We start from the raw sequence: 22950 nt of genomic DNA, 5'->3' as shown, positions 1-22950 counted from the left end.
TGTAAGGCCGGGCCGCCGCGTCACGTGAGCTGGAAAGACCGGACGGGTCTCCACCTCTGCCACTCCACCCCGCACACCAGTTACCCACGTCTCGCGGTTGAGCGTCACACCAAGAGACCCCGAACAGCGTCAGCACGAGCAGACTCGTTGACATTCAACCTAGTCGGCCCAGCTCAACGGGCTGCACACGACTAACTTCGCTGTCGAAGGACAGCACTTGCCTTCTCAACCGACCTGGCCGCTGTCTCAAGCGAACGGGTCCGGTTCGCTTGCCGTCTCGGGTGGCCTGGTCGGCGGACGCGTACTTCTGGCGGTCCACGGGTTACCCCGGGGTCGTGGGATGTGCCGGTCATCATGCACCTGGCTTTGGAGGGTCAAGCCGCCGGCGACTTTTGAGTACATGTTCTCTCTGCTCATGAGTATTCGCCCCGATGCTCCGGCGGCGCGCGTGGGCCACGATGGCGATCATGACCACACCCGACCCGAATTCCACCGCCGCCCCCACTGCGGCGACGACCGACCCGTTCGCGCCGTCCACACCGGCAGTGCGCGTGTTCGCCGGCATCGGCCTCCTGCTGCTCGCCTTTGCCTACGGGGCGTTCCTCATCATCGTCCTCAATCAGGCACACAGTGGAGACGGGGCAAGCGGGCCTTTGCTGGGCGCGGCACAGTGGTCGATGGGTCTGTCCGCAGCCGTGGGACTCTTGGCGCTTTGCCTGCCCAGCGCCGTGGTGAGCCACACAGCGCGGCGCGGAGCCGTCAGGCTGCAGTACGCGCTGGCGTTCGCCGGCCCCGCGTTGGCCGCCATCGATTTCGCCTAGTCGCGTCGGAGAACGCTGGTCAGACCCGCGACCACGGTGGTGGTGAGCACCCAACCGACGCCGGTCAGGGCCCACGACCAGGACGGTGCCGTCCCTTCAGGGCACGCCCTGGCAGAACAGCCTGACCTGGCGAAACTCCGGCGCCAGCCCGAGGTTCGCTGAGACAGACGCCCGAACGACTCGGTTCGTTGGGAAAACGACTCGATTGCGTGAGACGGGACAGGTGATGTCCTTTAACGGTGAAGATAGTCGTCTTCAGCGCGCTGATCTGGGCCGACGGGGTTGGGTGTCAACGCGTCATCGGCCAAATTCTCCTTGCCGAGATTGGGGGCTTGGGGAACTGACTTCCCCAAGCCCCCACGGCCGACTGACCTCCCGTGGACGCGGCTCCGGCCGACATCATCGCCGCACCTCGCCGCGCGGTCATGGCGATGACTTCCGACCCCCTCGACTAGGCGTGCCGTAGCCGACGACCAGGGTGCCCTCGGGCCGGGTCCGTGCATCTGGGGGTGTCGGAAGCGGGAACTTCAGCTCGGCCATCTCGGAGGCCGGCGTGGTGAGAAGTCTCAAACGGCGGACCGGGCTAAGCGCGGGGTGTCCCGGGACGGCGCGCGGCGGCGAGTGTCAGGCCCACCGCGCCCAGGGCCGCGGCGATCCACAGCGACGCCGTGTAGTCGGCACCGGTGGACAGGGCGGCTCCGGCGAGCAGCGGGCCGCCCGCGTTGCCGATGTTGAAGGCCGAGATGTTCGCGGCCGAGGCAAGCTGGTCGGCGCCGTGCGCTGTGGCCAGGACCCGGGTTTGCAGCGGCGGGATGACGGCCGCTCCGACCAGGCCGAAGAGCAGGAATCCGACGATGGCGGCGGGTTTGCTGTGTACGGCCGCGAGCAGCAGCAGCGACATGGCAGCGACCGCGGCCAGGGACCCGTACAACGTCGGAAGCAGCGCCCGGTCGGCGAGGCGGCCCGCCAGCGGGGTGCCGATCACCATGCCGACGCCGATGAGGACGAGGAGGAGTGGGACCGTGCGCTCGGCGAAGCCGGTGACCTCGGTGAGCAGTGGGGAGATGTACGTGAGGACGGTCAGGAACGGTGCCCAGCCGAAGGCCGTCGCGGCGAGCGCCCGCCACACCTCACCGCGACGGAAGACCGTCAACTCTCCGCGCAAGCCGTTCCGTTGAGCTAGCGCCACCTGTGGCACCAGGAATGCGAGCGCCACGAAGAGCAGCACGCCGAGCGCCGTCACCGCCCAGACCGTGGCCCGCCAGCCGAGGGCCTGGCCCAGGGCCGTACCGCCGGGTACGCCGAGAACGTTGGCCAGGCTCAGGCCCATGAACACCATGGCGATCGTGGTGGCCTTGCGCTCCGGGGTGACGATGCCGGCGGCCACCACCGCGGCGATGCCGACGTAGGCGCCGCCCGCGAGCGCGGACAGCACTCGTCCGGCCAGGAGCACCCCGTACCCGGGGGCGAGGGCGCTGAGCAGACTCGCCGCTACGAACAGGGCGACGAGCCACAGGAGCAGGCGCTTGCGCGGTACCCGCGTACCCAGAACGGTCAGGAGCGGGGCGCCGACCACCATGCCGAACGCGTAGCCGGAGACGAGGAGTCCTGCCGTGGGCAGCGAGACGGCGAGGTCGTCGGCGATCCCCGGCAGCAGCCCGGCGATGACGACCTCCGTCGTGCCGACGGCGAAGGCGCCGAGGGCGAGGGCAAAGAGCGCGGTGGCGGCTCCGCGGTGAGCGGACGTCCTGGTGAGGGGTGCCGCCGACTCTGAGGTCGGCGGGGCGGAAAGATCGTGAGTCATGGCTCAAGGCTCGCCGCCGCGGGGGCCGGGATCAGCTCCTGTCTGGGAACCGATCGGTAAGCCCTGCTTACCGATCAGAGGGCGTGGGCGCGAGCTCCGTGGCCGCTGCGGTGAAGGCCCGCACCCGGGCCGTCGCCCCGGACATGCGCCAGACCAGGCCGTACTCCAGTGGCTCGGCATCCCGGAAGGGCCGGTAGACGACGCCGCGCGGTGTGAAGGTGCGGGCGACGTCGGCGCCGACGGGGGAGATTCCCTGACCCGCGCCGACCATGGCGAGCGTCTCCTGGAGCGTGGCCGCACCCCGGCCGCGCCGGACCGGGTGCCCGGCCGGGGTGCGGGTGGGTGCAAGGTGCTCCTGCCAGTAGTCCGGTACGTCGCCCAGGCAGGCGAACACGTGGTCACGGGCGAGGTCGTCGAGGGACACACTGTCCTGCCGCGCGAGGGGGTGCCGGGCGGGCACGGCCAGCATGCGCGGCACGCGGAGCACCACGGGGCCGCGCACCAGATCGGGCTCCGCCACCGGGAACTGCGTTACCAGGACGTCGACTTGGCCGCCGCGCAGCGGTCCGAACATGTCTTTGATCTGCGTTTCGTGGATCTGTACGTCCGTGCCGGGGTGGCGGCGGGTGAGGACCGCGGTCACGTCCATCACGAACTCGCCCGCCGCGCTGCCGAGATAGCCGACCGGCAGCACCCCCTCCACGCCCTTCGCCTCGGCCTGGGCGCGGGCCAGGCCCTGCTGTATGCGCTGGTGCCCGGCCGCCACGTCCTCGTAGAGGCGTCGCCCGAGCGGGGTGAGGCGGACCCGGCGGCTGGTGCGGTCGAACAGCGGGGCGCCGACGCGGCGTTCCAGTCGCAGGATGGTCTGGCTGACGCGAGCCCGCGACACTCCGACGCGTTCGGCGGTGCGGCCGAAGTGCAGTTCCTTGGCGAGCACCAGAAAGCTCTCGATCTCCAGACGTTCCAGCATTCCGCCACGCTAACGCGTGCTCGCCGCCGACCTGCCCCCAACCGCATCCTCGAACCTGGCCGTCGCACAGTCCGGCAACGGAGGCCGCCGGCGCCCGGGTCCGCCGGCGTAGGCAGCACGTCGTCCGGGCCATCGTCGCCGTCGACACGTCGCAGGCTGATGCCGTGCCATCCGGCGATGCACTCGGCGTGGTCGAAGCAGTTGCGCTCTACGGCGTTCATGTCGACCTGGTACTCGGCGCCGCCGCCGTATCCGACGACCACGCCGTACCTGCCGTAGACGGGGCAGGGGGCGATGACCTGCACTTCGGTGCCGATGCCGTGAACCGGCCCTCGCCGACGAACACCGGGACAGCACCGAAAAGCACCGCCGGTACGCCGCCGATGCCCGCGAATACGCCGGCCTCGCCCTCCACTGGCCCCACCCGAACTGACTACCCGAGAGGCCCCGACACCCGTGTGGCCTTCGATCGTTGCGGTACTCGGCACCCTCGCTGGTGCCCTGACCGCCGGACTCCTCCAGCACCGCTCGGTACGTACCGCACGTGCCGAGCAGCGCGCCGACAGCCACCGCCAGGACCAGCTCGGCGCCGTCACCGACTTCGCGGCCGCTCTGGACGTGCACCGCTCGGCGATGTTCCACCGGGAGCGTCTGGCCCTGACCGCGGCAGGCACCGAGCACCAGCTGGAGGCTCAGACCAGGTCCCACGACACCCGGGCGGCGATCACCGCGCCCCACGTCCGCCTCCAGGTCCTGGTCCCCGACTTGGCCGGCCCCGCCCAGCAGGCCGCAGATGCCACGTACGCGCTGCGCAACGCCACCGGCCGCACCGAGCTGGACGCCCTGCGGCATGCGACCAAGGAAGCGTCCGCGGCCTGCGTCGCCGCGGCCGCCACGCTGCTGAACCCCAACCACCACTGACCAAGGGCGCTGCAAAGTGTCCGCAACGCCTACACCCGCATCGCCACTCCCGACGGCCAGGAGATCGCTCGCTACAACATCTCCGAGGAGACGGCCACCGCGTCAGCCATGCTTCCCGGCGAGCTGAATCGCTACCGCGGGAAGTGGAATTTCCGCGCCGTGGGTCAAGGCTACGCGCCGTACGAGAAGCGTTCTCCTGCGCGGCAGAGAACCGTGAGCCGGAACTGATCAGGACAAGAGTAAGGCTGATCTTCCCGTAACGCCTCGGCCGACGAGAGACAGCGAGAGACGGCGAGCAATGCTCATGACCTGTGGATCGGCCTCGGTCTGGACGTGAAAGGCGTACCTTCCCGAGTGATCGACTTCTGGTTATCGAGTAGGCCGACGTTGCACTGTCGGTCGGGAAGCCACACCCGTGCTGTTACCTGGCCGCACTCCACATCGCGGACATCTTCCTCTGGTCCGCCCGTTGATCCGAAAGAAACCGTCCAACCGCCCTGAGCGTGTCAGTGGCGTGTACTTCATGAAGTCCGAGACCCCTGAAAGAGGAAGGCGCAGACATGCCACTCGCGATACCGGTCGGCCTGGAAGAACTGACCCCCCTCATACGAACCGACTACGCCGACCAGGCAGCCTGGGAAACCTTCATCTCCCACTTCAGGGACAATGAGGAAGAAAACCCCCTGCCCGGCGTCAAAGTCCTTGACGACCCCCCTGATGACGAAGACGGCATCGCCTTCGCCGTCATCGACGATCCCGCCTACGCCAACCTGACAGCCGAGCAGCTCCTGGAACTCTCCGCCGAGGGCACAGGCGAGGAATACGGCATGCTCCTGGTCGTGGACAAGAGCGCCCTTGCCTCCTCGGAGTACCCGGTTTTGGCGATCGACCGGTCGGAAGAACAGGAAGATCGGGGACGGGCCTTCCGTATCGTCCTGTCCGAACTCGTCGACTTCGCCGGCCGCATGGAGATCGCCGACTGCGACTTCTGCGATTACGCCGACTACGCCGACCCCGACGGCACCTACCGCGGCTGACCACCCCGCAGGATCACGCTCCCGCACGGCACCCAGCCGGCGGGGGCGTTGCCGTACCCACAACAGCCCCGGCCGGCGAACCGCACGACCATGCCATCGGCCGGTCCCGTGGAGGACTGACCACAAAGATCCGTCTCGCATCCGATACCCAGTGCCGGCCCCTGGCCTTCGTTCTCACCGCTGGCCAGACCGGTGACGCACCGGCATTCCCGGACGTGATGGCCCAACTTCGTGTCCCACATCCACGAGGGCGGCCTTGGACCAGGCCGGACGTAGTCCTGGCCGACAAGGCGTACTCCTCACGCGCTATCCGCGAGCACCTGCGCAAGCGCGGCATCCGCGCAGTGATTCCTGTTCCGGCGGACCTACGGGGCCACCGGCTGCGGCGCGGCAGCCAAGGGGGCAGGCCACCGGCACGGGAAGTGGAGTTCGGCGCCTTTGCGGCCGAGTTCCATGTAGCCGAGTTTGTCGATGCAGAGGAGATCGACGCGGCCGTCGCGGGCGATGGTCTGGTTGAGCTGCTTCTCATCGACGGCCTCGACCAGTTCGTTCACCAGCTTCGCGGCGACGCGGTAGCCCTTCATCGCGCCTTCGGGGCCCAGCGCCAGGCTGTCGCACTCGTGCGGCAACCCATCGGTACCGTACGGCGACGGCTACTGCACCAGGGCGGTGTGCGGGTGCTCCGGAGACGTGGGGCAGGCGTAGATCTGCTGGTGGTAAGCGTCGCCGATGGTGACCTGGGTCGGGGTCGTCGGATCCGGAAGGACGGCATCCGGGGACGAGGCGGCCGCCGCCTGGTCTTCAAGGGGCGTCCAGCTGGCGATGCCGGTCTTGTGTTCCCTCGACGCGATGGTCAACATCGGCTCCATCGGGCTGTCGCAGACACGGCAGTGCTGGGTGGTGGGATCGGTGAAGCTCCAGGGCGCCCAGCCGCCGACCTTCCAGCCCGGGGAGACGGCCAACTCCCTGTCGTAGTACATCTCCTCCATCCCCTCATAGGCGCTGCCCGGCAGCGCCCCCGCCTTCTGCCGGACACTCCATGCCTCGATCTCCTCGCACAGGTCCGGCTCCAGCTCGACGGTCAGCGGGTACTCGGTGACTTGCTCGGGGAAGAGCAGGCATGGTTCCGGCAGGTAGCCTCTGTGCTGCATCGCGGCGGGCTCCGGCGGCGTGGTGAGGACACCGCCGATCGCGGCGGCGGACCGCCAGAACAGCTCGGTTCTGGGCATGATCTCCCCCGGGTGGTCGAACGGGCACCACAGCACCTGGAGCAGGTCCGCCCCTTCGGGCGGGCGCAGGTCAGGCACCTCACGGACGTACAGCTGGGCCACGGGCAGCAACGCGACCGGACCCGCCGGACACGGGTGGCCGGCGTTGATCCGTTCCACCACGGCGCGTTCATCTGGAGTGTAGAAGCGGTCCTCCGGGGGCCGGCTTGTGGCTGCTGACCGGATCTCGCGCAGCAGCCTGACATCCGCCGGTGAAGTCGCCGGAAGCACATCCGGCGCCCAGTGCGTGCCCTCGCAGTGCGGCCACGGCTCGGCCGAAGGCCACAGGAGCGGGCCCCCGACCGAGCTGTCCTGGCGGGACGGCGAACCGGGCCGCGGGTGCAGCCGGGTCGCCGTCCGGGCCAACGGGCGCAGCCGTGGGAAGACGGCAGCGACGTCGGCCGGCCGTGGCGGGGTGGTACGGGTCATGCCGAACTCCAGGGGTACCGGACTCTCTCGTGCCTCGGACCGGGCTCAGTTCCCCAGGTTGGGCCCGCCGTCGTAGGGGACGTTCAGCAGGCTCACCTCGTTGAAGACGGGCCACGAGGCCCCGTTGGGCAGCTGAACCTCGGCGCTCATGGTGACACCCTCCGGGATGGTGCTCTTGTCGGTCCGGTAGAAGGGAGTCACCACGTAATGGACGGCGGCGTTCTTGGGCAGGCCTTCCACCGCCGACTGGACCGCCATCTCGTAGTGCCGCATGCTCACCCCTTTGATGTTCAGTCCGATTTGCCAGCACGGGACGAGGTTCGACCAGTTCGGCTTCCCTTCGCCGAGTCCGCCGAGGACGTTGGCAATCAGATGGCACCGGGCCAGGTTGCCATTGGGATACATCTTCCGAGCGTCCCCCCAGCCGGCGATGTTGGCGCCACCAGGCTCGGTCCCCTTCTGCAGGGGGTCCGTCAGGCACGCCTCCGCGGTGGCGGCCCGGGTGCTGGGACGGCTGGGCACGGTCAGGTTGCGACGTTTAATGCCCTTGCTGGTGTTCGAGATCCACCCGGTGCCGCTGGTCCTCGCCGTGCCCGGCTTCTGGGTGAGGCAGGCGGCCTTGTCGTTCCGCCGAGGCGGCGGTGTACCAGGCCCGGGGTCCGAGGCCCCCGGTGCCGGAACATCCTGGAGCTCGTCGATGATGAGCTCCACCTCCTGCTTGTAGGCGACGAGCCGACCCTTTTTCGTCAAAGCCCTTTCGAAGGCCTTCTGTCCCGGGCTTGCGGTAGCCCCCGGCGCCTGCACCCGGAGGGCCTTGTAACGCCCGTTGGGCTTGCGGACCAGACCGTCGTACGTGGTGGACGGGCTGCCGAGCTGCGCTGCCTGCGACGCCGGGAGCTGCCGAATCGCTTCAGGCGTCAGATATGCCGTACCCGGGTGCATGTCCACGGTGGTGCCGGTCCGCTGGGCGTACGCCTTCAGAGCGGAGGCCTGCGGCTGCCCGGACGGACTATCGGCGAGGCCGGCTTCCTGGCTCTGCGCCTGGTCGCGGTACTGCGGCGGGCTGGCGGCGTCGCCGCCCTGGTCCATCGTCGCCACCGGGTCCGGCGGATTGGCGTCGAAACTCTGCACGGCCTGGGCCATCTCCTGGAGCAACCGCTGCCCCAGGGCCTGTAGTTGCTGTTCCTTGCTCCGGAGTGCGGCGGCCTTCGCGTCGTGCGCCGAGGTGTCGGCGGTGAGCTGGGACTTCTGAGAGCTGAGTTCGGACTCTTCCTGCCTGAGCTGGCTCTGCTCGCTCTGCAGGCTGCTCTGCATGCTCCGCAGCTGGGCCTGCTCGGCTCTCAGCTGGCTCGCCTCGGCATCGTAGGCGGCGGCCGCGGCGGCCTGCGCGGGCATCCGGAAGGTGTGCGGCTTGCTGTTGTGGGCCCTGGTCCTCGCATTCAGGGATGCCGCACGTGAGTTGAAGTTGCCAGCCTTCTGGTTCACGGAAGTGCTTTTGGAGTTGAGCCTCGACGTGGCGGCGCGCAGGGCCGCGGCCTTCTTGGTGAGCCGCTCCGCCTCGGCGACCACCGCCTTCGCCTGCACCGCGAACTCCGCCTCGCGACGGTTGAATTCCTCGACTTCCCGCACGAGAGTCGCCGAAGCGGCCGAGACGTTTCCGGAGGGAACGAGTGGTGCGACGGTGCCCGTCGGCGCCATGGCTGCGGTGGCCGGGGCTGCTGTGCCGACGACCGGCAGGAGCGCCACCAGCACCAGCAAGAGGAAGCGCCGCAGTATGCCTCGGCGGCGAGTAGGAGGCTTGAGCGGGTTCGCGGTCATCGGCTCACCTTCTTGGCGAGGTTGTCGGTGAGCTTCGAGGCGGTCGCCTGGCCGTCACCGGCCTGGCACACCGAGACCTGGATGAGGCTCGTGCCGTTCACTCGGGCCTGGTGGGCGCAGGACCAGTTCGCGGCGGCGTCCTGCGCCGCCGTCCACGCCACGGCGACCTCCGTGGCGGGGTTCGCCTTGTATGTCCACTTCGAGGTACGGCCGGCCTGGTCGGTACGCGTCGAGGACGGGCACTTGGACAGGCCCTTGGTGAGGGTCGAGAAGGCGGCGCCGGCTTCCTTGCTGTCCGGGTACACGCCGATCACCTGGTTCACGGTGTAGGAGCCGGTGGCAGCGGAGTCCCGATAGGTAGCCGACAGGAACGCGTTCCAGCCATCCCCGTATACCGACTGGGTCGTCGGACCCGCCGCGACGGCGCACGCCGACGGCGACACCTTGAGCGCGGCGCCGGGCCGGTCCGACTGGGCGCCGGCGACCAGCGTCGTCCCTGCCACCCGGCTGACGCTGTCAGGGCTGAGGAGGTCCGCTTGGACGGTGCCCGCTGCGATGTGCGGCGGCCCGACGGGCGGCTGCTCCGGCCATAGCCACCATCCGATGCCGGCCAAAATCAGGCAGGGCACGACCGCAGCAACGAGCAGCGGCCAGTGGCGGAGCAGCCCGGTGAGGCCGCGCCTGCCTTCACCCCGTGAAGCATCCGGCCGCGGCTGCGTACCCGCTTGCTGAGGCAGGAAGGCCGTACCGGATCCCGGCGCCCGGCGCTTCGGCTGCAGCGTCCGAAGCAGCCCGCCCGGCCCCGATGCTCCGGAACCGGCCCCGGGCCCGGCAACGCCTGGCGGTGGCCCGACCGGACGCGGTGGCACACCAGCTGCGGGCGGCGGCCCGCCGACCGGCCCACCGGTGCCCGGACCCTTGGCCGGCTGGATGATGAAGTCGGATTCGTCAGCCACCCTGATCTCCCCCATGACTCAGATCGCGCACTGTACGAGAAGTTGCACGTAGAGTCACTCATTCGGTGCACAAGAGCAAGTCCCACCCGTTCGATTTGAGGACATCCTGAGCATTCGTCAAAACCGTCAACTCCCAGCCATGTGCTGGGCGTTCGGACGATGAATGCGCGCCGCGCAGGTGATCGGGGTCCGCCTGGTAGTGCTTTGTTAGGCGGTGTCGTAGGGCTGCCATGGGGTGGTGGGTTGGTGGCAGGAACAGGTGGGCGGCGGTGACGAAGGTGACGTATCGGTGCCGGCCGGTGCACGAACGGCCTTCGAAGTGGTCGAGCCCGAGGGCGGTCTTCAGCTCGCGGTAGTCGTGCTCGATGCGCCACCGCAGTTTCGCGATGCGGACGAGGTCGCGGGCGGGGATGAGCCATTCACGCGCTCGACACATGTCCTCCTCAATCGGCATGCGCAGCAATATCCCGGCCGAGCCGGTATTGCCGCTGCCGTTCGAGGGGTCGCACAACGATCTCGCACCGGCGCGGGGTGACGCTGCTTCACTTCGCGGGCGTGGGTGGGCGTGGCAGGCCTTGGGCCGTGATCGTCGAGGTGACTCACAGGCTCCGTGCCAGCGCCGCGAAACTCGAGTTTTCCCGGAATGGCTTGCCTTGGGCCCACTCCTCCACCACTTTCTTGAGCTGTGCCTTCTGCTTTCCGCGCAGTTCGGGCGGCAAGGCGGCCGGAACATCGTCTTCCTTGGGAATCAGTCCGGCACTTCTCAGTTGCCCGACGAGCTCGCTGAAGTGTCGGCCGCCCTTGGCCCGTACCGCATACAGTGACTCGTTGAGTTCCCGCTCTTCCTTCTGAAGGACCGTCTCGGGCGCGTGAATGGCCACGTCGAAGAGGTCGTTGGGGTCATCCGCGATACCGTCGATACGGCTGACGAGTTCCTTCTGCACCCGGTCCGCGAAGGCGATCAACGGCTTGATGCTCGTATGGCGCCCAAAGATCCGTTCCCGGTCCGGGGTCAGCTTGTCCACGCGCTGCGCGTATTCGGCGAGGGCCGGGGCGTGGAGATTGGCGTCCACGTCGAAGTCCTCGGGGATGTAGCGGACATGCTGTTTCGGGGGTCCTTTGTATCCCTTGGCAAGACTTCCGATGTACTCCAGCTTCCCCACCGGCTGTTTGTTCCGAATCCGGGAGTTCTTCTCCACCCATGCGTCGAGTGCCTTCTGGTACTCGGGCCAGATGCTCCCGATCACAATGTTCACCTGCGTGATGCGCTCGTGCCAGATTTTCCGCCAGGTGTCCTCGGTGACCGAGTCGTGGATCTCACGGGTCCCCGCGCCAGGTCGAGCGTGAGCTTGGCTCAACTGATTGAGCTGATCGCGAAGTTCGTCGGCCCGCTCCTCCACGAACTCTTCGAAATGGACCTTCTCGGCCTCCATGGCGTACAGGTCGTTGTTCAGGTCGCGGAACGCAGCCTTGTACTGCTTGGTCCGCGCCTTGATCTCCTTGGTGAAGCGGTGCCGCATTTCCAGGTCGTACTTCTTTGACGCGGCCTCGTACGTCTCGGGGCTTTCCTGGCGCAGATGCGTACACCAGCTCTCCAGCTGATTGAAGGCGTGCCGGAACCGGTCCACGATGGGCGCGTCCTCCACGCGCGCGCCTGCCATGTGGACCCCGGCCTCTTCTCCCGAAGCATCGGGGTTCACCGTGGGGTTACGGTGAGTGTTCCCGAATTCCTCGAATTCCGTGCTGCCGACCGCCGCGCCATCGGCCTCCACACCACGCAGTTCCGCGCCGAGCTCGCGCTCCTGCCGCTGTCTCTTCCGCTCCTGCCTCTTCTTCCCGTTGCTGACCCTCTGTACGGGCGGGGAGTCCAGGGCAGTGCCCGCCGGTGCGGTGTGTGGATGTCCGCCGGTGTCGGTGGCGGAGCGCTGGACCGGCGCGGGCGCCTCGCTCATGACCCGTTTCGCCGTCGCCTCCGCCTCCCGCTCGAACCGGTCCGACGGATCGGACACTTTGAGGCCGGCGCCGTTGTCGGTGCCGGCGACCGGGCCTTGCCGCTGCTGGATGACGTGGGTCAGTTCATGCGCGAGCGTATGGCGGTCGCTCCCGCCCTCGCCGATGACGACGTGGTTGCCTGCGGTGTAGGCGCGGGCGCCGACTTCGGCGGTGGAAGCCTTCGCGGCGCTGCCGTCGTGGATGCGGACGTCGGAGAAGTCCGCGCCGAGCCGGTTCTCCATGTCGGTGCGGGTGGCGTCGTCGAGGAGCCGTCCGGGCGTGCGGAGGACGTCGTGGACGGCGGAGCGCTGCACCGCGGGCGTGGCGGGTTCGGTCTGCTGGTGGCCGGGGTCGCGCTCGTGCCGGTCCTGGGCCCAGGCGTGGCCGCCCTGGCGGAGCATCTGTACGGCGGCGGCATTGCCGGCCGTGGCCTGCAAACCCGGCAGACCGCGCAGCTGTGCGGGCGGGACCGGCTTGCGGGCCGGGGTACGGGCGCTGTCGGCCCTGGAGTCTTTGACGTTCTCGTGATCGTGCAAGGGATTCTCCCGTTGCTGTGGGTTCGCCGACTCCTTCTGAATACGCTGCGGGACCCGCTGATGCCAGGTACGGCCGGGCAGCATCGGCTGACCGGACGGGCACGACACGGTGTGTCCCGTCGTCTGCCCGGTAGCCCCGTCGATGAGGGCAGGCACGTCCCCTGCTCCGCTCCGGAGGTCAAGTACCCCGTGAGTGCGGCTGGTGCGCTGCTCCGTGCACACCGAACAGCTGCCGGCCGGTGCGCGGCGCGGCGGCTCGTGGGCCGCCCCGCCCGCGGCAAAAGGATGGATCAGGCGAGGTAGTCGGCGACCAGCGCGGCGAACTCGTCCTCCGTGAGCACTCTCGTGCCGAGCTGCTCGGCCTTGGCCAGCTTGGACCCGGCTCCCTCGCCCGCGACGAGGATGGTCGTCTTCTTCGACACGCTGCTGGAGACCGTCCCGCCCGCGCGCTCGATGAGCTCGTTCATCTCGTTGCGGTTGCGGCCGGCCAGCGGCCCGTGCATGCCACCCGTGACGACGACCGCCTCGCCCGCCAGCGGCTTGCTTCCCGTGTCCGCTTCGTCGGCGGTGGGCTCGACCATGTTCACCCCGGCCTCGGCCAACTTGTCGATGACCGGGCCCAGTGTGGCGATGTGAGCCGCGATCTTCGGGGCGTTGGCCCCCGGAAGCTTCTTGACCTCCGTCAGCTCATCCGGCGTGGCAGCCCGGATGGCGTCCATCGTGCCGAAGTGACGGGCGATCTCCCGCGAGAGCGTCCGGCCGGTCCGCACCACACCCAGCGCGCAGAACACCCTGTTCAACGGCTGCTCCTTCGCCTCGGCGAGCCGGACCAGCAGCGAGTCGGCGCGCTTGTCGCTTCCGGTCGCCTCGGCGAGCTGCTCCCGGGTGAGGAAGAACAGATCGGCGACGTCGTCGACCAGACCGGCCTCGACGAGAGCCTCCAGATAGGTCACACCCAGACCGTCGATGTCGAGCTGGTCCCGGCCCACGGCGTACTTCAAGGACGGCAATTTCCCGCACCCGCCACTCGCCCCGCCCGCGCACTCCCATCGTTCGCCGGACTTGTCGATATCCCCGCCGCATCCCGGGCACGCCTCGGGCAGGACGATGTCGCTCTCCTCGCCCGTACGCAGCGCCACCACGGGCGCTTCGACGCGCGGGATGATGTCGCCTGCCTTGTAGAGCAGGACGGTGTCGCCCACCTTCAGGCCGCTGTTGCGGATGAAGGCGGGGTTGTGCAGCGTCGCGTAGGTGACGGTGCTGCCGTCGACCTCCACCGGCTCCAGGACGGCGCGCGGGGCGATGTGCCCGGTGCGGCCTATGTTCCACTCGACCGCGAGGAGCTTGGTCTGCGCCTCCACGGGCGGCAGCTTGTAGGCGATGGCCCAGTGCGGGTGACGCGTGCCGGAACCGGCGGCCTGCTGCTCGGCGTGGGCGTTGGCCTTGATGACCACCCCGTCGATCCCGAACGGCAACTCGGCGCGCAGCTGCTGTATCTCCTCGACGCGGGCCTGCGCCTCGGCCGGGGTGGCGTACACGCGCAGCCCGATGTCGGTGGCGGCGGTGGTCTGCACACCCAGGGCGGCGACCTGGCCCATGACGGCCTCATGGCTGGTGCCGGTGAGGAAGCCGACGCCGTCCAGCTCCACCGCCCCGTAGGCGAAGAAGGTGGTTTCGATGGTGTACGGCCGGTCCTTGGCCCGCAGGGTTCCGGCCGTGCCGTTGCGCGGGTTGGAGAAGACCTTCGCGCTGTGCGCGGCGCGTATCTCGTTCGCCTTCTCGAACTGCTCTCGGGTCAGCAGCACCTCACCACGGATCTCCACGGTGGCGCCGCCGGGCACCTGGGTGGGAAGGCCGACGATCGAGCCGATCGCATGGCTGAGGTCCTCACCATGCGTGCCGTTTCCGCGTCCGACGAGCTGCACGAGGCGTCCCTCGCGGTAGCGCGCCGCCATCGCGGCCCCGTCCAGCTTCGGCTCCACCGCGTAGCCGCCCTCCACCGGGTGGTCGATCCGGCGGGCCAGGGACGCGTCCCACTTCACCAGGCCCTCGGCGTCGAAGACGTTGTCGAGGGAGAGCATGGCCACGGTGTGCACCACATCGCCCACCGGAGCCATGCCGCCGCCGACCTTCCCGGTGGGCGAATCGGCCCGGACGTGGTCGGGGTGCGCCTGCTCGTAGGCGGCGATGCCGCGGGCGAGGACATCGTAGGAAGCGTCGTCGAGAGGGGTGTTCCCGTCTCCGTAATACGCCGCGCTCGCGGCGAGGGCCTCCTCGACCGCACGGTCGTAGGCGGCGCGGTCGGTCGGCGAAAGAGCAGATGCGGCAGTCGTCATGGGCTGATCCTTGCGCAGGGGTCTGACATCGGCTTCCGCTGGTAGAGGATGCCGACGATCAGGTCTCCGGTGGGCGTCATGCCGGCGTGCGGATACGTCCGCCACCAGCGGACGTTGTCCCGCTCACTTCGGTAGACATGCCGGGATCTTGCCGGGAGGCAGCGTGAGCCGTCACCCTCTTTCGCCGCCGCGCGTGCAGACGGCGGCCCGTCGGCGCACCACCGGCCCCGCTAGGATCCGCCGAATGACGCCCTACACGGGGGACACGTCCGACGACTCAACGGCAGCACTGTGCCTGGCAGTTCGGACGGCCACGAAGCTGCACGCGCACCTACGCACCAGCCGGTACGGGACGTGGTGGGAGCAGGAAGAGCTGCCCGTCGCCCTGCCCGAGGAGGAGTCCCGAGGCCGCGCACTGGCCGAGGACGCCGCCCGCGCCGCCCGACGCGCGCTGGACCTCAGCCCGTCCGACAACCTGGCCGCCGTCGCCCTCGGCCTGGCGCGAGCGGTCCTCGGCGACGACGCCGCGGCCCTCGCCGCCCTCCGTACGGCGCTCCGCCTGGACCCCACCGATACCGTCGCCGCCACCTGGCTGACCGACCTCGGCGCCCGGCCGCCGGCACCCCTCACGTCGCCGCCCGCCTCCCAGCACCCCCACGCGTTCTTCCTCCTCCGCCACGACAGCATGGTCAACAACAGCGGCGACCGGCGGGAGTGTGCCTGGCTGTTCAATGACCCGGCGGATGTCCGCCGGACCGTTGACACGTGGGTCCGGGAGTACCCCTGGGAGGCCGAGTTCGACGAGCTGAGCCCTGAGGAGCTCCGGGATTACTGGGATCCGGAGTCCCCGGACTTCGACCCGGCGCCCGACGAGGACATCTCGGTTGAGGTCCATGTCCCCGGCGATCCGGTCGCCGTACGGAAGGTGAAGCCCGGCCTGCGCAAGACCTCCGACTGGACGGCCGAGGTGGACTGGTCGCACGTGCCCCTCCCGGACGCCTTGCCCGCCGCTCTGCCAACCGGACGCCCCGTCCGCACCGGCGGCCGCACCTATCTCTTCGGCGACAACGCACCGGACGACCTCTGAAGCGCACGGCCGGGGTCAGCTCCGGCAGACCCACCGGCCGGGGCCGATCCGCCCGCACCGCTCAGCGTTCTCGCCCCGGCCCGGCAAGCCCGTCGGCAAGGACGTCCATGAGCAACCGGGCGTAGTGCCCGTCGAGATCGAGAGCGAAGGGCAGACGAGTGGTACCGGGAGGGTGGTGGTCGGCGACCGTCGGGCGGCGGCCCGGTTTCAGAGCTGATCGGCCGGAGCCAGGCCGGACTGCCATGCCCAGGCGGCGACGCCCACTCTGTTGCGGACTGCCAGCTTCCGCTGGAGGTTGGCGACATGGGACTTGACGGTGGCGAGGGAGATGAACAGTTCCTCGCCGATCTCCGTGTTCGACAGTCCCCCGGCGACGAGTACCGCGACCTCTTCCTCACGCGGCGTCAACGCCTCGGTGGGTGGGCACCCCGCCCGGGTCGCGGGCGGGGCGAGCCGGTGCAGCATGCGCGCGGTGATCTGCGGGCTGATGAGCGCGTCACCGGACATCGCCGCGCGCACCGCCTCGACCAGGAGCGTGGGACCGGAGCGTTTGAGCAGGAAGCCCGAGGCTCCATCGCGGAGGGCGGCGTGTACGTAGGCATCGAGGTCGAAGGTGGTGACCACGATGACCCGCAGGGGTGGGTCCGCATCGGCCCCGGCCAGCCGCCGGGTCAGCTCCAGGCCGTCGAGGTGCGGCATCCGGATGTCCGCGAGCACCACGTCGGGGCGCAGGCGCCGGGCGGTGTCGAGGGCGTTGACGCCGTCGGCCGCCTCGGCGATCACGGTCATGTCGGGCTGGGCGTCCAGGATGAGACGGAATCCGTTGCGGATACTCGCCTGGTCGTCCGCCAGCAGGATCCGGATGGTGCCAGGAGTGATCATGCCGGCGTCCCCTCGGGTGCCGCGTACCGCGCGAGGCTCGTTCGCTCGTGCGGGTCCGTCGTCGGTGGCGCGCTGTCAGGCAGCGGAAGCGTGGCCGTGACCTGCCAGCCGGCGGTCCCGTGCGGCCCCGCGGCCAGCGAGCCGCCGAGGGCTTCGGCCCGTTCGGTGAGACCGGCCAGGCCCTCGCCCCCGCCCACGCGCCCCGGAGACGGTGAGGTCCGGGCGGCAGACGCGGCCCCGGTCGTGTCGGTGACGGTGAGGCGGAGCGCGGCACCGCCCCGGTACCGCACGCGGCCGGCGGCGATGTCGACGTCGGTGGCGGCGGGTGCGTGGCGACGCACATTGGTGAGCGACTCCACCACCATGCGGTAGCCGAGGGCACTGACCTCCCGGGGCAGCTCGTCCAGCGCGCCGACGGCCACGTCGAGACGGGCAGGGACGGTCCCGGTTCGGGTGAACCGGGCGACCAGCTCGGGAAGTTCGGACAGATCCCGCCGCCGGTGGCGAGGGCGCTCAGGGAGGTCGGGACGGGGTGGCCCCCCAGGGGGCGAGGCGGGCAGGCCGCCCGCCGGTGCCGCTTCGGCTGCCCGGCCCCGGTCCCCGACGCCGCGTCCCTCCCTGCTCCTCTCTCCGTCGCCCTCTCCCTCTCCCTCTCCCTCGCCGTCGCCGTCGCCGTCGCCGTCGCCGTCGCCGTCGCCGTCGCCGTTGAGCGTCCGCACCGTACGGTCCATCGCGGCCAGTGCCTGCATGCCCGCCTCCTCGATCCGCGGCAGCAGCTCGACTGCCCGCGCGGGGTCTTCCCGGGCCAGGAGCTGTGCTGCCTGCACGAGGACCACCACCCCCATGACGTCGTGCGAGGCGAAGTCGTGCAGATCGCGGGCGACTTCGAGACGGTGTTCACGGCGGTGTGCGGCGATGGCCCGGCGCCTTCTGGAGTCCACACCGCGCAGATAGCAGCCGGACGCGGCGGCGCCTGCCGCCAGCAGGGAGCAGAGCAGGCACAGCACCGCGGTCTCCGCCGGATCCGCGGGCGGGGTCAGATGCGGGCCGATCCGCACCGGCAGTACTGCGATCGCGGCAACCTGCACGAAGGCGGACACCGCCGTCCTGCCCCTGCCCCTCGTCCGGCGAACCGTCGGCACCAGGAGCGCGAGCAGGGCGAGCGTCTCCAGCACCCACCACCACCCCGTGGCGTTGACGGCCGGGCCCCGATAGCAGGCCGTCACCACCACAGAGGCCGTGGCGGCGGCCGGCCCCGTCCACCGGCGGGCCGACCGGCGCCGTGGCAGGCGGACCGCTGTCGCCAGTGCCGCACCGGTCGTCAGCAGTCCCACAGCGACGATGGCGAGGCCCGCGGCGGGCGCGGTCACCCAGGCGGCGGCAGCCACGCCCAGGAGCAGTAATCCACCAAGGATGCGCATGCCGGACAGGTATCGGTCGCTCATGAATGCCGACCCTATGAGACCCGGCAGTGGGGTCCAGCGGCGGCCCGGGGCCGGGCTCAGTCCCGCTCCGTCCACCACGGCCGGGTTCCGGAGAGGCTGCGCAACGCGTTGGTCGCGCAGTGCACTTCTCCGCCGACCGTGCCGCGGTGGTGCGCGTAGTCCCAGTCCTCCACCCACGCGATCCGGGTACCGCTCCGGCTCAGCGCCTTCTCGGCAGCCCGCTCAAAGACGTCGCGGCCACCCGCTCGCGGGGCGTGCTGGCGCGGCGCCATATAGACGCCGGTGCCGGTGCCGACGCCATTGGCCACGCCGGGCAGGTAGTTGGCGACCACGTCGTGCCGCGGATATCCGGCAGGCACGTCGATCACGTTGAACACGGCGGGGACACGCACGATGTCGTGCTCCGTCAGTCCGGCGCGCTTGCGCAGAGTGCGCAGCGCGGCGTCGATGCCGTGCCGGGCGATCTCGGTGCCACGGGTCAGGGAGGGCTTGCGCAGCGCGCCGGCGATCGTCAGTCCGGGGTCCTCGGTGTCCTTCGGGGCGATACCGCGGATCAGCGGTCGGCCGCCCTGACCGTGTTTCGCGAGGTCGCTCAGCAGTTTCCGGCCGAGGCCGGGGTCGGCGACGACGGCCACCCAGCCACGGGCGTTCCGCGCCGGGACGAAGGACAGGAACTCGTCGATGTGGCCGACCCCCAGCCAACTGGTGTCCAGCGCTATCGGCCGCTGGTATCCCTGCGCGGCGAGCATCCGGAGGAACGACGGGTCCGGGGACTCCATGCCTCCGTTCCCGCCGTAGACCATCCGCCCGACCGGGTAACGATGGCCACGCCAGGTGTAGGGCGGGAGGGTGCCGAAGTTCCCGGTGGAGCTGAAGGAGCCGTAATACTGGCTGTCGTCGCTGCCGACGCGTCGGGGGTCGTACTGCTGGAGCACTCCCGTACCGGGGCCGCGGAGCAGTGGGAACGCGCTGCGCGAGGCGTCCCTGAGGGGGAAGGCACGGGTCGCCGTGCCCGGCATCACGTCCGCGGACCGCACGACGACGGTGACGCGGTGCTCCCGGCCTCCGGGGGCGGGAATGGAGGCGTAGGCGGTCTTGAACAGGTCCTGCATCCAGACATCGCCGCCCGTGGGGTAGTTGTACAGGGGGGCGGGCAGTCCGGCTCGGTCGAGGCCGCGTCGCAGGTCGCGGCGGAACGCGGCTTCCCCGGGCTGCGCGGGCGGTGGCTGTACGGAGGGGTCGTAGCGCTTGCCGCGCTCCAGATCGACCGGCTTGGTGGTGTGATCGGCCATCATCATGCGCCGCAGCGGCATCAAGTCGTTCGCGAACACCAGCGGTGCGACCCGGAGCCGCACCCGGTCCTCGGTGGTCGCACCGCCGCGGTCGACCCTCAGGACGAGGTCGGCGAAGCCGTTCCACAGCTTCGGGTCGCGCACGAAGTCCCGTGCCTCGACACCCAGCCGGACGCCGAGGCGCAGTTCCCGGGTGGTCAGCCGGTCCCCGGGCTCCAGCCGGACCATCCGGCCGTGACGCTCGGCGAAGATCCCGACATGGTCCCGGGAGCCGGGGTCTGCGGCGACGGTGGCCGTGGTTCCGGCCTCGGCACCGGGGTCGGCGGTGATCCGCGCGGGGGCGAGGTCGGCCAGATCGGCTTTCCCGTTGACGACAGTGTCCGCGGCATCGCGGCAGGCGGCGAGGCGGTCGTCGGGCAGCCGCGCGCCCGCACGGCCCACGGTGGGACAGCGCCGCTGGTCGTCGTCCACATTGGGCAGCATCAGCGCACCGCGCCCTCGGGTCCACGCGTGTTTGCCGGGGTCGTCGGCCGGGGTGAGCCGACCGTTCCGGTCCGTGTCGACCCGGAGCGCCGGCCCGTCCAGCGTTGCGTGCGCCGGACGGGCCAGGAACGCCCCCGTCGCGGCCACGAGCAGGGCCGCCCCGAAGACACCCGCTCTCGCCGCACGGGGACGGCGGCGCGCACGGCACGGGCTCTCTTCGGGGTGGGAGACGCGGCGGTCGGGAAAGGTGGGCGGGAAGGCGTCGTGGTCCATGCCCCCACCCTCCGCGCCAGGAAGAGCGCCGGGCATCCGCCGGACGGCGGGGTGCCGTCCGAAAAGACGGCAGCCGCCTCATCCTTTCGGCGGTCGGTGAGCCCTCGCCCCGGCCGCGGGCAGCCACGGTTGACAGTGGCTCGAGCCTGGGTGCGGTCGTTGGAGGTGCAAGCCGTGACCGGAAGGCCAGATGCTCAGCACGCTCCCGAGACGTGTCTCGGCCACTCCTCAAGGCCCTGGAAGCGCGCCCAGCTCCTCCAACAGACCCTCACCGGCCTGCGCGACCACCTCGGCGCCGCCGTCTACGTCAGCAGCTACACCAACGGAGACGTCAATGTCCTCCAGTACGCCGACGGCCCCGAAGCACCTGCGATGCTCCCACCTCGAAGTGTGCGCCACCTTCCCCGCACCAGCCGGCGGTGGACCTGGATACTTGCGCGCTGGCTTTGTTCACGAGTACCGGTTCTGGCTCAAATTCTGTGGACCGCGCACCCTGAGCGACTGTCCGTCGCGCTGCTCTGATGGGGATCAGCGATTTTCCCCAGTGTTACTCGGGTTCCCCGGTCGATTCAGCAGTCAACTATGGTGCCACGGATGCGAGACATGTCTGGCGAGGGCGAGGACTGCGGCGGTGCAGGAGAAGCCGATCAGTGCGCCGAGGGTGTTGTTGGTGGTGAGGTTGTGTGTTGTTGGTGGTGAGGTTGTTGATGGTCATGGCACGGCCGGACGGAACCCACTCCGGTTCTCGCGTGCGACACCGGGGCGCACCCACGACCTGACGGCAGCACGAGCCCACGGCATCGTCCAGGCGTGCCTGACCCGGCAGATCCTCGTGCTCGCGGACCTGGCCTCTCAGGGAGCTGGCGCCACCGTTCGCACCCCCTACTACCACCACCACGAACAGCCCGAGCACTACCAGGAGCCCTCAACCGTGATCACGCCCGGCTGAGGGCTCCTTGAGAACGTGCCTTCGCACAGCTGAAAACCTGGCGACTGCTCCGGCGGGCAGATGCTCCACCCGCCGCATCGGCACCATCGTCCAGGCCGTCCACACCCTCCTGACCTGCATGTATTCAGGATAGAAGAGGTTCAGTGCTCGCAGAGGGAGAATTCTCGTTCGTAGAGCTGCTCGTTGTGTTCGTCGACGAAGAACTTGCGTTCCTGCATGAGTTGTTCGCGGTAGTTCTTGGCCTGTTCAAGCGTCATGGTCGAGGTGTCGGACCATGGTTGTTGCGGTGGCACATCGGATGTCGAGACGATCTTTTCCGACGGATCGACCAGGAAGAACGCGAGAATTTTGCGATATCCCGGGCGGGTGGGGTCCGTGAGGCGGAATTCGCCGACGCGGTGTTGCAGGATGTTCGGGAACGCCAGGCAGCGGCCCGCTGGGGTCGACGTCGATCCCAGCATCTGGTTCAGTGCGTCTTCGTTCTCCAGGCCGTAGACCTCACGCAGGCCGTTGTCGTCGTTCTGTTCGTAGTTCGGGTCGTCGAGTGCCGCCCGGAAACTCAGCCGGCTTTCGGTGATGTTCTCGCTGTCCCAGTAGTAGATGCCGGTCGAGACGATCCGCTCGTTCATCATCCCCTCGACATGCCAGGAACCGCCGGGGTACTCGGGCTTGTCCGGGGTGAGATGAATGGTGGCGAGCTTGACGATGACCTGGAGACGGCGGCCGCGCAGGTCGACTCGGGCGGATTCATCGGGCAGCCCGGGCGGGGTGAAGGCCGGGGCGTCCGGGATGGCCGGGCGGCGATTTTCCCACCAGTCGTCCTGGGCCTCTTCCCATGCACCGATGGCTTCTGCGTAGGCCCCCTCATCACCGTAGGAGGATCTGTCCGGATACTCCGGCTTCGAGTCGTACCACCCGTAAGGATCGGCCTCGATCCGCAGGGGCCGCGGATGGCGCAAATCGGTGAGCACGTTCTCCAACAGCGGGCTCAAGCGCGCGAACAAGTCCGGTAGGACAGAGGCTAGTTCGCGATGAGTCTCGGGGTGGACGTTGTTGACGTACGAACGGAAGACGACATCGCCGTCGTCACTGACGTCGACGTCCGTGGGTAGCCACTGGAATTTCTCCGAGAATTCGTACTTCGAGTAGCGGTCCGTTGGGTTCCGCCAAGCCCTCTCGGGCGCACCGCTCACCTCTCTCACCAGGCAGAACAGTGAGGGATGAACCAGATCCAGTACCTGGCCGTCGGATCCGGGATGCCAGTCCTGTTCTGCTTCGGGGACCTGCTCCAGAACCCGAACCGCCTCGCGCAGCCGGGATCTGAGCTTGTCGTCGACCAGCGTGTCCGACTGCCACACCCCGTCGACGGCGGACACCTCGACGCCGGTTCGTCCGTCCCGCAGCGCGGCGTAATGCAGGAGTTCGGCAAGCACGTACCGAACCTGCGCTTCGGTGAGGCCTTGGGCGACCGCTTCTTGCGTCCACCTGGCGACGATGTCGGCATCGTTCATCTTGTCGAACCACCCCGGCTTCGCCCGAATGTGGGCGCTGCACTGCATCATCTGAAGTTCCCGCAGCGTTCGGGGTGTCGCGAACGCTATGGAACGGGAGGCATGAAAGGGCAGCGGGAACGCAGACAGGCCGTTCAATT

17 protein-coding genes and 4 pseudogenes are annotated in these 22950 nt (G+C 69.4%); 8 read left to right on the top strand and 13 right to left on the bottom strand.

The features are described from left to right. The first annotated feature begins 467 nt into the window (after window positions 1-467). Window positions 468-821: a hypothetical protein gene (locus ACIGWZ_RS04450; protein ID WP_400060668.1), complete on the top strand. Its 354-nt coding sequence runs from the start codon at window positions 468-470 to the stop codon at window positions 819-821. A 583-nt stretch (window positions 822-1404) separates the two neighbouring features. On the opposite strand, the gene ACIGWZ_RS04445 is transcribed toward ACIGWZ_RS04450, so the two are convergent. Both ACIGWZ_RS04445 and ACIGWZ_RS04440 read right to left on the bottom strand, forming a co-directional pair. Beyond that, on the bottom strand, window positions 1405-2625 hold the full coding sequence (locus tag ACIGWZ_RS04445; protein ID WP_400060666.1) for an MFS transporter: 1221 nt from the start codon (window positions 2623-2625) through the stop codon (window positions 1405-1407). Window positions 2626-2692: 67 nt separating this feature from the next. Further along, entirely contained in the window at window positions 2693-3595 is a 903-nt protein-coding gene (locus ACIGWZ_RS04440) for a LysR family transcriptional regulator (RefSeq protein ID WP_400060664.1), read from the bottom strand. Between the two features lie 456 nt (window positions 3596-4051). On the opposite strand from ACIGWZ_RS04440, the gene ACIGWZ_RS04435 reads away from it, so the two are divergent. From ACIGWZ_RS04435 to ACIGWZ_RS04420, 4 genes and pseudogenes are all read left to right on the top strand, one after another. Further along, entirely contained in the window at window positions 4052-4516 is a 465-nt protein-coding gene (locus ACIGWZ_RS04435; RefSeq protein ID WP_400060662.1) for a protein kilB, read from the top strand. Between the two features lie 9 nt (window positions 4517-4525). Further along, complete coding sequence (locus ACIGWZ_RS04430; protein WP_400060818.1) at window positions 4526-4744, top strand: TerD family protein; 219 nt, start codon at window positions 4526-4528, stop codon at window positions 4742-4744. 332 nt (window positions 4745-5076) lie between these two features. Further along, the gene (locus ACIGWZ_RS04425) at window positions 5077-5553 is read left to right on the top strand and encodes a DUF6924 domain-containing protein (protein ID WP_400060660.1); all 477 of its coding nucleotides are present in this window, start codon (window positions 5077-5079) and stop codon (window positions 5551-5553) included. A 95-nt stretch (window positions 5554-5648) separates the two neighbouring features. Next, window positions 5649-5963, top strand: a pseudogene (locus ACIGWZ_RS04420) (transposase); the annotation flags it as partial. A 9-nt stretch (window positions 5964-5972) separates the two neighbouring features. Here ACIGWZ_RS04420 and ACIGWZ_RS04415 read toward each other — a convergent pair. The 7 genes and pseudogenes from ACIGWZ_RS04415 to ligA form a co-directional block, all read right to left on the bottom strand. Further along, window positions 5973-6161, bottom strand: a pseudogene (locus ACIGWZ_RS04415) (ATP-binding protein); the annotation flags it as partial. 45 nt (window positions 6162-6206) lie between these two features. Then, window positions 6207-7250, bottom strand: coding sequence for a hypothetical protein (locus ACIGWZ_RS04410; RefSeq protein WP_400060658.1), 1044 nt, complete (start codon window positions 7248-7250; stop codon window positions 6207-6209). Window positions 7251-7295: 45 nt separating this feature from the next. Next, on the bottom strand, window positions 7296-9068 hold the full coding sequence (locus ACIGWZ_RS04405; protein ID WP_400060656.1) for a DNA/RNA non-specific endonuclease: 1773 nt from the start codon (window positions 9066-9068) through the stop codon (window positions 7296-7298). Beyond that, on the bottom strand, window positions 9065-10039 hold the full coding sequence (locus ACIGWZ_RS04400) for a sensor domain-containing protein (RefSeq protein ID WP_400060654.1): 975 nt from the start codon (window positions 10037-10039) through the stop codon (window positions 9065-9067). Before ACIGWZ_RS04400 ends, ACIGWZ_RS04405 begins: the two co-directional genes overlap by 4 nt. A 235-nt stretch (window positions 10040-10274) precedes the next feature. Beyond that, window positions 10275-10580, bottom strand: a pseudogene (locus ACIGWZ_RS04395) (transposase); the annotation flags it as partial. A gap of 43 nt (window positions 10581-10623) precedes the next feature. Beyond that, window positions 10624-12552, bottom strand: a complete 1929-nt coding sequence (locus ACIGWZ_RS04390) for a DUF4157 domain-containing protein (RefSeq protein WP_400060652.1) — start codon at window positions 12550-12552, stop codon at window positions 10624-10626. Between the two features lie 290 nt (window positions 12553-12842). Beyond that, the gene (gene ligA, locus ACIGWZ_RS04385) at window positions 12843-14888 is read right to left on the bottom strand and encodes an NAD-dependent DNA ligase LigA (RefSeq protein WP_400060650.1); all 2046 of its coding nucleotides are present in this window, start codon (window positions 14886-14888) and stop codon (window positions 12843-12845) included. A gap of 244 nt (window positions 14889-15132) precedes the next feature. Here ligA and ACIGWZ_RS04380 point away from each other — a divergent pair, with 244 nt between their 5' ends. Beyond that, window positions 15133-15975, top strand: coding sequence for a hypothetical protein (locus ACIGWZ_RS04380; protein WP_400060648.1), 843 nt, complete (start codon window positions 15133-15135; stop codon window positions 15973-15975). Between the two features lie 207 nt (window positions 15976-16182). On the opposite strand, the gene ACIGWZ_RS04375 is transcribed toward ACIGWZ_RS04380, so the two are convergent. Genes ACIGWZ_RS04375 through ACIGWZ_RS04365 form a run of 3 tightly spaced genes read right to left on the bottom strand, consistent with a single transcriptional unit; the run spans window position 16183 to window position 20350 of the window. Continuing rightward, window positions 16183-16857 carry a response regulator gene (locus ACIGWZ_RS04375; RefSeq protein ID WP_400060646.1) on the bottom strand — a complete coding sequence of 225 codons (675 nt, stop codon included), beginning with the start codon at window positions 16855-16857 and terminating at the stop codon, window positions 16183-16185. Beyond that, window positions 16854-18302: a sensor histidine kinase gene (locus ACIGWZ_RS04370; protein WP_400060644.1), complete on the bottom strand. Its 1449-nt coding sequence runs from the start codon at window positions 18300-18302 to the stop codon at window positions 16854-16856. Before ACIGWZ_RS04370 ends, ACIGWZ_RS04375 begins: the two co-directional genes overlap by 4 nt. A 56-nt stretch (window positions 18303-18358) precedes the next feature. After that, window positions 18359-20350, bottom strand: coding sequence for a protein-arginine deiminase family protein (locus ACIGWZ_RS04365; RefSeq protein ID WP_400060642.1), 1992 nt, complete (start codon window positions 20348-20350; stop codon window positions 18359-18361). Window positions 20351-20524: 174 nt separating this feature from the next. Between ACIGWZ_RS04365 and ACIGWZ_RS04360 the strand changes: the two genes are divergently transcribed. Then, window positions 20525-20872, top strand: coding sequence for a hypothetical protein (locus ACIGWZ_RS04360; protein ID WP_400060640.1), 348 nt, complete (start codon window positions 20525-20527; stop codon window positions 20870-20872). 182 nt (window positions 20873-21054) lie between these two features. Beyond that, window positions 21055-21432, top strand: a pseudogene (locus ACIGWZ_RS04355) (transposase family protein); the annotation flags it as partial. Between the two features lie 7 nt (window positions 21433-21439). Here ACIGWZ_RS04355 and ACIGWZ_RS04350 read toward each other — a convergent pair. Continuing rightward, window positions 21440-22948, bottom strand: a complete 1509-nt coding sequence (locus ACIGWZ_RS04350) for a DUF4246 domain-containing protein (RefSeq protein WP_400060638.1) — start codon at window positions 22946-22948, stop codon at window positions 21440-21442. Window positions 22949-22950: the final 2 nt, after the last annotated feature.

The organism is Streptomyces sp. NPDC053427, from assembly GCF_044544985.1.
GTDB lineage: Bacteria > Actinomycetota > Actinomycetes > Streptomycetales > Streptomycetaceae > Streptomyces.
Note: the sequence above shows the minus strand (reverse complement) of the source record. Positions and strands in the feature narration are given on the sequence as shown.

Excerpts from the sequence above, each read along its gene's own strand:
- ACIGWZ_RS04445 (WP_400060666.1), bottom strand. The coding sequence starts at position 2,625 with ATGACTCACGATCTTTCCGCCCCGCCGACCTCAGAGTCGGCGGCACCC.
- ACIGWZ_RS04365 (WP_400060642.1), bottom strand. The coding sequence starts at position 20,350 with ATGGACCACGACGCCTTCCCGCCCACCTTTCCCGACCGCCGCGTCTCC.
- ACIGWZ_RS04450 (WP_400060668.1), top strand. The coding sequence starts at position 468 with ATGACCACACCCGACCCGAATTCCACCGCCGCCCCCACTGCGGCGACG.
- ACIGWZ_RS04440 (WP_400060664.1), bottom strand. The coding sequence starts at position 3,595 with ATGCTGGAACGTCTGGAGATCGAGAGCTTTCTGGTGCTCGCCAAGGAA.
- ACIGWZ_RS04375 (WP_400060646.1), bottom strand. The coding sequence starts at position 16,857 with ATGATCACTCCTGGCACCATCCGGATCCTGCTGGCGGACGACCAGGCG.
- ACIGWZ_RS04410 (WP_400060658.1), bottom strand. The coding sequence starts at position 7,250 with ATGACCCGTACCACCCCGCCACGGCCGGCCGACGTCGCTGCCGTCTTC.
- ACIGWZ_RS04380 (WP_400060648.1), top strand. The coding sequence starts at position 15,133 with ATGACGCCCTACACGGGGGACACGTCCGACGACTCAACGGCAGCACTG.
- ligA (WP_400060650.1), bottom strand. The coding sequence starts at position 14,888 with ATGACGACTGCCGCATCTGCTCTTTCGCCGACCGACCGCGCCGCCTAC.
- ACIGWZ_RS04400 (WP_400060654.1), bottom strand. The coding sequence starts at position 10,039 with ATGGGGGAGATCAGGGTGGCTGACGAATCCGACTTCATCATCCAGCCG.
- ACIGWZ_RS04425 (WP_400060660.1), top strand. The coding sequence starts at position 5,077 with ATGCCACTCGCGATACCGGTCGGCCTGGAAGAACTGACCCCCCTCATA.
- ACIGWZ_RS04405 (WP_400060656.1), bottom strand. The coding sequence starts at position 9,068 with ATGACCGCGAACCCGCTCAAGCCTCCTACTCGCCGCCGAGGCATACTG.
- ACIGWZ_RS04370 (WP_400060644.1), bottom strand. The coding sequence starts at position 18,302 with ATGAGCGACCGATACCTGTCCGGCATGCGCATCCTTGGTGGATTACTG.